The sequence below is a fragment of the Myxococcales bacterium genome (assembly GCA_022563535.1).
In the GTDB taxonomy this organism is placed as follows: Bacteria; Myxococcota_A; UBA9160; order UBA9160; family UBA4427; genus DUBZ01.
In genome coordinates, this window is sequence record JADFNE010000121.1 from 1 (window position 1) to 6,548 (window position 6,548).

Genomic DNA, 6,548 nt, shown 5'->3' on the forward strand with positions numbered 1-6,548 from the left:
GATGGAAGTAATCTGGCTGGTCGCCGAGCACGCGCGCGAGGGCGTCGATTATGATGTGAAACGCGTGAGCTGGATGTGGGACGTCACCACTCAGCAAGACCAAATCATTACCAAGAACAACCACGCCGGTGTGATGTCGCGGCGCTACCGGCCGGGGCCGTATTCGGAACTGGAAGGGTCCGTGGAAAACACCGTGCTCTGGTACCTGGACTTGATGGCCCGACCGACTGCCAGCTCGTAAGACTGGAGAGTTCCCCGATACCTCGCGACCCTACATCTTGTTCAAGCCGGTGAAGATTGGCCCGGTCACTGCCTCCAATCGCTTCTTTCAGGTGCCCGACTGCAACGGCACGGAAAATGGGCGCCGCGTGACGCCCTACGGCCCCTCTTCCGTGATGACCACCGAATTCATCGAGCCGGTACAAACGCGCGCCATGGACAACCTCGTGAGAACGCACTCCTCGCCAAGATCGATCGGGACGGAACGTTCCGATTTCCCGTACTTCCGAATTGAAGCTTGGATCGTCACGAAGGACGACATCCGGCTACGGGAAGTGGCCGGGATGAGTCATATAGAGGTTCAGCCTTGTTCAGCGTAGCCAGACTGCTTCGACCTAGCCGGATCACCCGCACGTGACCTCTAATAGGGGCAGCATTTCCGGCGTCGACCAGCCGCTCACTGTGGCGGCGGCGATCGTACTCATCACGACCGCCTACGTCTTCTACAACGTACAACCCGCATTCATTTCGGCCGTTGATCAATCGCTGTCGCTGTCGGACGCCCAGCTGGGCTTTCTATTCGCCAGTTACAGCCTGGGACTCGCATTCGCCGCGATTTCAGCGGTGTTCTGGATTCGGCGAATAGACTGGCGTCGCTGGACCTATGCCGCGACTCTCTTCACGATCGCCACCTACTTTCTGCTGATGGCGGCCGATTACACGGTGCTGCTGGCTCTTCTCCTGGTCCTGGGTTTCGCCAGCGGTATCAATGTTTCCATCGCATTGACCTGTCTCGGCGACAGCACCAACCCGGCTCGTGGCTTCGGACTAGGATTGGCCGGTCAGCTCAGTCTTGCGGGACTACTTCTATATCTGATTCCCAGCGAGGTAACGCCCGCGTGGGGACTCAATGGCTGCCTGGTCGTTCTGGCCGCCGTGACCGCCGTGGCTCTGCCGTTTTTGAGATTCATTCCTCGGCGTGGCTCCGAACAACGAGAGCCCGGGAGCCAGCTTCCCACCGAGTCAGCGGGCGTCGGGAGCTATCGGATCGCGTGCTTCGCATTGGTAGGGATGGTGCTCTACACCTTTGGCCAGTCGGCCCTCTGGGCGTTTCTCGAGCTGATGGGGAGCGACAAGGGCTACGACAACAAGACCGTCGGCGCGGTGCTCGGCGTTGGGCTCACTCTCAGCGCGTCGGGCTCACTCCTCTCTGCTGCTCTAGGTACTCGGTACGGTCGGATCATTCCGATTTCGGTCGCGGCCCTGTCGTTCCTGATCGCAATGGGGATGTGGTGGATTTTCGACGGGGTGGTGGCATTCGCCGTCGCAACCTTCCTCTATTACTTCGCCTGGAACTTCTCCTTGCCCTACCAGTACATCCTCGTCACCGCGAGCGATCCGAGCGGACGCCTGACACCGTTGTTATGCGCCACCCAGATGCTCGGGAGCGTCTTCGGGCCAGCGGCTGCCGGCCTGCTGATCGTCGGGAACGACTACCGCGGCGTCTACGTAATGGCGGGAATCGCAGTGGCGGCGAGCACGCTGGTGTTCGTCCTCACCGAGGGCATGCTAAGACGTTCCCAACAGCGCGTCACGCAGTCTGCCGCCCCCGGCGGAGCCTTCTAGATCCCTTTATTCCTCTGCCTGTCGCCCACGGCACGTAGAGGTGTCCTGTCTGTCCTCAGAATCAATCCGAAGTGCCAAGTGGCCTCCAACGCGAGATACTTACGCGGCTTCCTTCCATACATAACGGTGGTGAAGGCCGCCGACCCGGGGCAGGCCAACTACTTTCGCGTCCGATGAAGGACGGGCTTCGGCTGCTCGGCCGTCTAGCGCATCTCTGAGACTCGTGTGGACTGGGTCCGTGTTGTAGTAGCGGACGTAATCTCGAAGAAGCCGGCGCAGATGATCCTCATTGAGCACGATTACATGGTTGATAAGTTCGCGCTTGCATGATCCTACCCAGCGCTCTGCGGTCCCATTCTGCCATGGGCTTCTATACGCCGTTCTCTTTGGCGTGATGCCGAACGACTCGATCGACGCCGATACTTCGCTTGAGAAGATCGTGTCGTTGTCGAAGATGAGATAATTTGGGGCCGAGTCGTCGGGGAACGATTCGCGGAATTGTTGAACGACCCAGTGCGACGCCGGATGGGACGTTACGCTGACGTGAATGATCCGTCGCCCCTCGTGATCGATCACGAACCACACGTACAGAAGACGGAATGTTACGGTAGGCACGACGAAGAAGTCCATTGCAGCAATGCCGTCTCTGTGATTACGGAGAAACGTCGAGAATAGTAAAATCAAGCCGCGAATTTGAAGAAATTGCCGATAACGGGTCTTAGTGGACAGCGCGGTACCCCATTCCCGCTAGCCCAGGTGGATTCTCCGGCAAAGCAGGCACCACATCCCTCTCGCTCAGCTGCTTTCCCGCAAACTCACATGCCTGACTGCTCACTCCCCGTTTTCCCGTAATGTCACCCTATAAAGAGAATATAGAGTGACTTTTCGGGAAAGCAGAGAGGCCGGTGGGCTCTGCGCCATTCCGGAAAGACTAGCCAGAACCAGGGGCTGACAAGAGGAGCGGTACGTCTCCGGAGAATGCTCTCCACACGCGGTCCGACCTTCGCAGACTTGTACCACTTCGCTGCAAGTGGCTGCCCGATCCCTGCGCCGAAGGTTCCGCTGAGCTGCGTCTCAGTAGCCTCAGCCCTTCAGCGGGTTTCGAAGTGTGTCGATCATATTCATGGCCCCATGTTCGGCATCGGAGCCTAGAGGAGACAAGACATGCCAATGAAGTCGTTCGTAGTTCGTAGTTGTGAGGAAGGTTGGATGGTCCAGCGCGAGGGCAAAAAGAGCCCCGAGAGCATGCACCGGAAGAAAGAAGTCGCAGTGCGAAAGGGTCGCGCGATGGCCAAGCGGGCACGTGGCATGCTCAAGATCAAGGGGAAGAACGGGAAGATCCAGTCGAAGCGGAGCTACGCCGCCTAGATCGAGTTCTTCGCAGCGCCGGCATCGCGTCGGCGACGATTGAAAGAAAATGGCGGCGGATCTCCCGAAGTGGAGGTTCGCCGGCTTTCTTTTTGTCAGTCCCGAAATCGCAAAGGCGTTCGCCAACTTCGCCTCCACGACGCAAGACATACGTTTGCATCACTGGCTCTCGCGTCAGGGAAGAGCGTCAAATGGATCTCAAATCAACTGGGGCACGCGAATCCCGAAGTAACGCTTCGGATCTACGCACACCAGATTCCGGAAGAGGACAACGATCTTTCCTTCCTCGACTTTGGCGGCACCAAACGGCACCCCCGCGGCACCAACACTTCTGCGTCAACTCGACAGAGTAAAGCAATCGGTGCAAGTGGTCGGAAAGGCGGGAGATTCATGGAGCGCGAGACCGGGTTCGAACCCATCGGAAGCACTGCTTCCGCTCCCTCAGCTTGGGAAGGTGAACGGGGAATCGTGCAAGTACTTGATTCTGCAAATCACTTCTCAATTCCCTGTCCGGTCCGACAGTGCCATGTGGTGACATAGAGTGACAGGCAATTGCCCCTCTTGTCTGCCACGCCGACTCCTATTCAGACTACGCCTGTGGCCGCACGATTGATACAAATTCAATTTCTCCTGATTGACGGCGTACACGAAAATCCATCGCCTTATCTGTTTGATGGCCTTCGACGACCTCATGCAGAGTCCAAAGAGATTTTAGCTCCTCACCGTCCACCGCCTCAATCACGTCTCCACGTTGTAGGCCAGCCTCGATTGCTGCACTGCCTGGCCTGGGCGAATAAACATAAACACCTGCTTTATCGATGTCGGGTGCTGCATTTGCCCATGCATCATTCAGGTCTGATCGACTGGACGGAGCGCACAGACACACGCCCAGGTCACAACACGGGCATGTGCACTGGCAAGCAACGTCCTCGTCGTCGAGCTCCCACACCACGACGTCATGCAACATTGCCTTGATCTTGTGCAGGGCACCGACATATCGCTCATAGTGCTCGACTGCGAGATCGGCTGTATTTCCGTCACCAGCGAGATAGTTGTCGCGGTGTCGGAGTGCCAGCAGCTGCAACACCGAATACCCCATGATGACACAATCAAGAGCGACGCAAATTCGCTGGATTGCTGTGGCAAGCGGAAGTCCGACGCCGGCCTTGTTTGCGCCAAACTCTATGCCGGGTAAGGCCAAGCCGTCAGCGACTTCGTGTAGACGCGACTTAATTGCCTTGCGCTGGGTTCTTGTCACCTCTAGGCAATCCTTGACGAATACACCCACGTCACGGTGTTCGGATACCGCGTCTTGCAGCTGTTCCAGCAGTTTTTCCATGCCGGTCTCCAGCGACACCATTTGAGCCATCTGCTGATGCAGCCTGTTTGATTTCGGCCTGTCTGCCATGATCTGCCTCCCACTGTCGGCAGGCATTATACGAGAGCGCAGTGTCTGCTTTGGGCACTTTTGATCCGTTTTCTGGAGATGGAGCGCGAGACCGGGTTCAGGGATCGCTGCGCGATCCTATACGAACCCGGCACGTAATTCGTGTTTCGGTGGTTGGCTCTATGGCGGGATGTTGGAGCAATAAATGGAGCGCGAGACCGGGTTCGAACCCATCGAAAGCACTGCTTTCGCTCCCTCAGCTTGGGAAGCTGAACGGGGAAATCTACAACCTACTGATTTCGCGCATGAATCCCCCAATCGATGTCCGGTCCGACAGTGCCATGTAGTGACATACGGTGACATGGAGTGCCACCAGGTGTAAAGGATGTCCCCGGACTAACGCAGCGAAATATTCTCGGCGACAAGATCTGCGCGGGGAACCGATTGACTCCGGGATTTCAGCGACAGTTTTCGGTTGGCAGATCGACAACTTTTTTCGGTCCGAATTAGGGTAGTTTTGTTGCATGCTGAGAAAGGTCGTCGAGCGGCTCGCCCTGGTCTTCATCGGCCTCGTGTTGTCATGCATTCTCACCGAGGTCGTACTTCAGATTGGCGGACTCTACGTTCGTGCAACGTCGGAGGCCGCGGCGTCTAGCTGGAAGAGCGGCTCGGCCGTTCGAGTTCTCGCTTTGGGCGATTCCAATACGTATGGCCTCTATCTCGAGGATCGCGATGACGCCTACCCGAGCGTCGTTCAAACGTTGTGGCGAGAACGGCACTCGCCCGAGCCGGCGATCGAGGTGATCAATGCCGGTGTTCCTGGCACAAACTCATCGAGGGTCCGAAGAGACATTCAGCGGCTCCTCGAGACCTTTCGTCCAGACGTGATCACGCTCATGGTCGGAGCAAACGATTACTGGACTGAACCTGTGCCTTTCCACGACGAATCACTGACGCTCGGAAATCGATTGTGGGAGTACTCCCGGCTCTATCGCCTCTTCTACATGCTACGTCGGACACTCGAAAACTATGAGGTACAGATCGAGTTCGACGACCCCGAAGGTTACCGTCCGAATCGTGGTACGATTCACTTCGGATCCAACAGGTTCGACCTCGGCTGGACCAAACAAAAAGACCAGGCAAGCCAGGTCTGGATCGACCAGCTCACCGAGAATCTAACTTCCATTGCCGACCTTGCAGAGACACTGGGCGTTCACACGATTCTTCTTACCTACCCGTCCCCGAGTCGAGCATCGTATTTATGGGCCAACGACCGGATCATCGCCGTCGCCGAGAAGCTCGAGGTTCTTCTAGTCGATTCACGCTCAGTTTTCATGAGAAATTGCGCTCAAGCGGCCTGCGGCAACCTTCTCTATACCGACCACCATCCAACGGCGCAGGGGCACCGATTGATCGCAGAAGCATTGCTCGATCAGCTGTTGATTGATCGGGGACTGGTGGCGTCGGACAAAGCGACGAGATGCAGTACAGAAGAAAGGATTCGTTCCCGTTGATTTCGTCCATTCGTTTCGATCCTCCAGGGTTGTGCCAGTGGCGGCTACCTATTTGTTCTTCCGGCGCTTCAAATGCCTGAGCAGCAAGCCACGCACGAAGCTGGAAAGCGACGCTTCGCCTGCGGCCTGGCTGAGTTCCTTGGGTTCCACTGCGGTCAAGTGAACGCGAACCTGCTTTGAGCGCACCAGCGCCGAGTCCTCGAGAGGCTTCTGTCCCGAACCGCCCCAGGAAATTTACCGAAGCTCGTAAGTCATTGAAAAGTGGAGCGCGAGACCGGGTTCGAACCGGCGACCCTCAGCTTGGGAAGAGAATCCGACCCCGAGGAAGATCAGTTAGATACGTCTCAGGCAAGGGAAACGAGTGGAATCCGGGGGAATCTAGAGGTACTGGCGACGGCAGACGGCACCCAGGCGGCACCAACTTTGTGAGGTGA

Annotated in this window: 9 protein-coding genes and 1 tRNA gene; 6 read left to right on the forward strand and 4 right to left on the reverse strand. The window is 57.2% G+C overall.

The window, feature by feature from the left end; translation table 11 throughout:
• From IH881_19745 to IH881_19755, 3 genes are all read left to right on the forward strand, one after another.
• Nucleotides 1–241, forward strand: a 241-nt coding sequence (locus tag IH881_19745; GenBank protein ID MCH7869935.1) for an aromatic ring-hydroxylating dioxygenase subunit alpha, incomplete at its 5' end; no start/stop codon positions are given.
• A gap of 37 nt (nucleotides 242–278) precedes the next feature.
• A complete protein-coding gene (locus tag IH881_19750) occupies nucleotides 279–599 on the forward strand; it encodes a hypothetical protein (GenBank protein ID MCH7869936.1) in 321 nt (106 codons plus the stop codon).
• A 34-nt stretch (nucleotides 600–633) separates the two neighbouring features.
• Nucleotides 634–1,845 (forward strand): MFS transporter, encoded by a 1,212-nt coding sequence (locus IH881_19755; protein MCH7869937.1) that lies wholly within the window; start codon nucleotides 634–636, stop codon nucleotides 1,843–1,845.
• A gap of 99 nt (nucleotides 1,846–1,944) precedes the next feature.
• Here IH881_19755 and IH881_19760 read toward each other — a convergent pair whose 3' ends face one another.
• Nucleotides 1,945–2,475: a DDE-type integrase/transposase/recombinase gene (locus IH881_19760; protein MCH7869938.1), complete on the reverse strand. Its 531-nt coding sequence runs from the start codon at nucleotides 2,473–2,475 to the stop codon at nucleotides 1,945–1,947.
• A gap of 540 nt (nucleotides 2,476–3,015) precedes the next feature.
• Between IH881_19760 and IH881_19765 the strand changes: the two genes are divergently transcribed.
• Both IH881_19765 and IH881_19770 read left to right on the forward strand, forming a co-directional pair.
• Nucleotides 3,016–3,213: a DUF2188 domain-containing protein gene (locus IH881_19765; GenBank protein ID MCH7869939.1), complete on the forward strand. Its 198-nt coding sequence runs from the start codon at nucleotides 3,016–3,018 to the stop codon at nucleotides 3,211–3,213.
• 69 nt (nucleotides 3,214–3,282) lie between these two features.
• On the forward strand, nucleotides 3,283–3,753 hold the full coding sequence (locus IH881_19770; GenBank protein MCH7869940.1) for a tyrosine-type recombinase/integrase: 471 nt from the start codon (nucleotides 3,283–3,285) through the stop codon (nucleotides 3,751–3,753).
• 49 nt (nucleotides 3,754–3,802) lie between these two features.
• Here the strand turns inward: IH881_19770 and IH881_19775 are convergent, their stop codons facing one another.
• Both IH881_19775 and IH881_19780 read right to left on the reverse strand, forming a co-directional pair.
• The gene (locus IH881_19775) at nucleotides 3,803–4,621 is read right to left on the reverse strand and encodes a PDZ domain-containing protein (protein ID MCH7869941.1); all 819 of its coding nucleotides are present in this window, start codon (nucleotides 4,619–4,621) and stop codon (nucleotides 3,803–3,805) included.
• Between the two features lie 185 nt (nucleotides 4,622–4,806).
• Nucleotides 4,807–4,905 (reverse strand) — tRNA-Gly (locus IH881_19780).
• A gap of 219 nt (nucleotides 4,906–5,124) precedes the next feature.
• On the opposite strand from IH881_19780, the gene IH881_19785 reads away from it, so the two are divergent.
• On the forward strand, nucleotides 5,125–6,114 hold the full coding sequence (locus IH881_19785; protein MCH7869942.1) for an SGNH/GDSL hydrolase family protein: 990 nt from the start codon (nucleotides 5,125–5,127) through the stop codon (nucleotides 6,112–6,114).
• 48 nt (nucleotides 6,115–6,162) lie between these two features.
• On the opposite strand, the gene IH881_19790 is transcribed toward IH881_19785, so the two are convergent.
• Nucleotides 6,163–6,300, reverse strand: a complete 138-nt coding sequence (locus tag IH881_19790; protein MCH7869943.1) for a hypothetical protein — start codon at nucleotides 6,298–6,300, stop codon at nucleotides 6,163–6,165.
• Nucleotides 6,301–6,548: the final 248 nt, after the last annotated feature.

Excerpts from the sequence above, each read along its gene's own strand:
- IH881_19760 (MCH7869938.1), bottom strand. The coding sequence starts at position 2,475 with ATGGACTTCTTCGTCGTGCCTACCGTAACATTCCGTCTTCTGTACGTG.
- IH881_19765 (MCH7869939.1), top strand. The coding sequence starts at position 3,016 with ATGAAGTCGTTCGTAGTTCGTAGTTGTGAGGAAGGTTGGATGGTCCAG.
- IH881_19775 (MCH7869941.1), bottom strand. The coding sequence starts at position 4,621 with ATGGCAGACAGGCCGAAATCAAACAGGCTGCATCAGCAGATGGCTCAA.
- IH881_19785 (MCH7869942.1), top strand. The coding sequence starts at position 5,125 with ATGCTGAGAAAGGTCGTCGAGCGGCTCGCCCTGGTCTTCATCGGCCTC.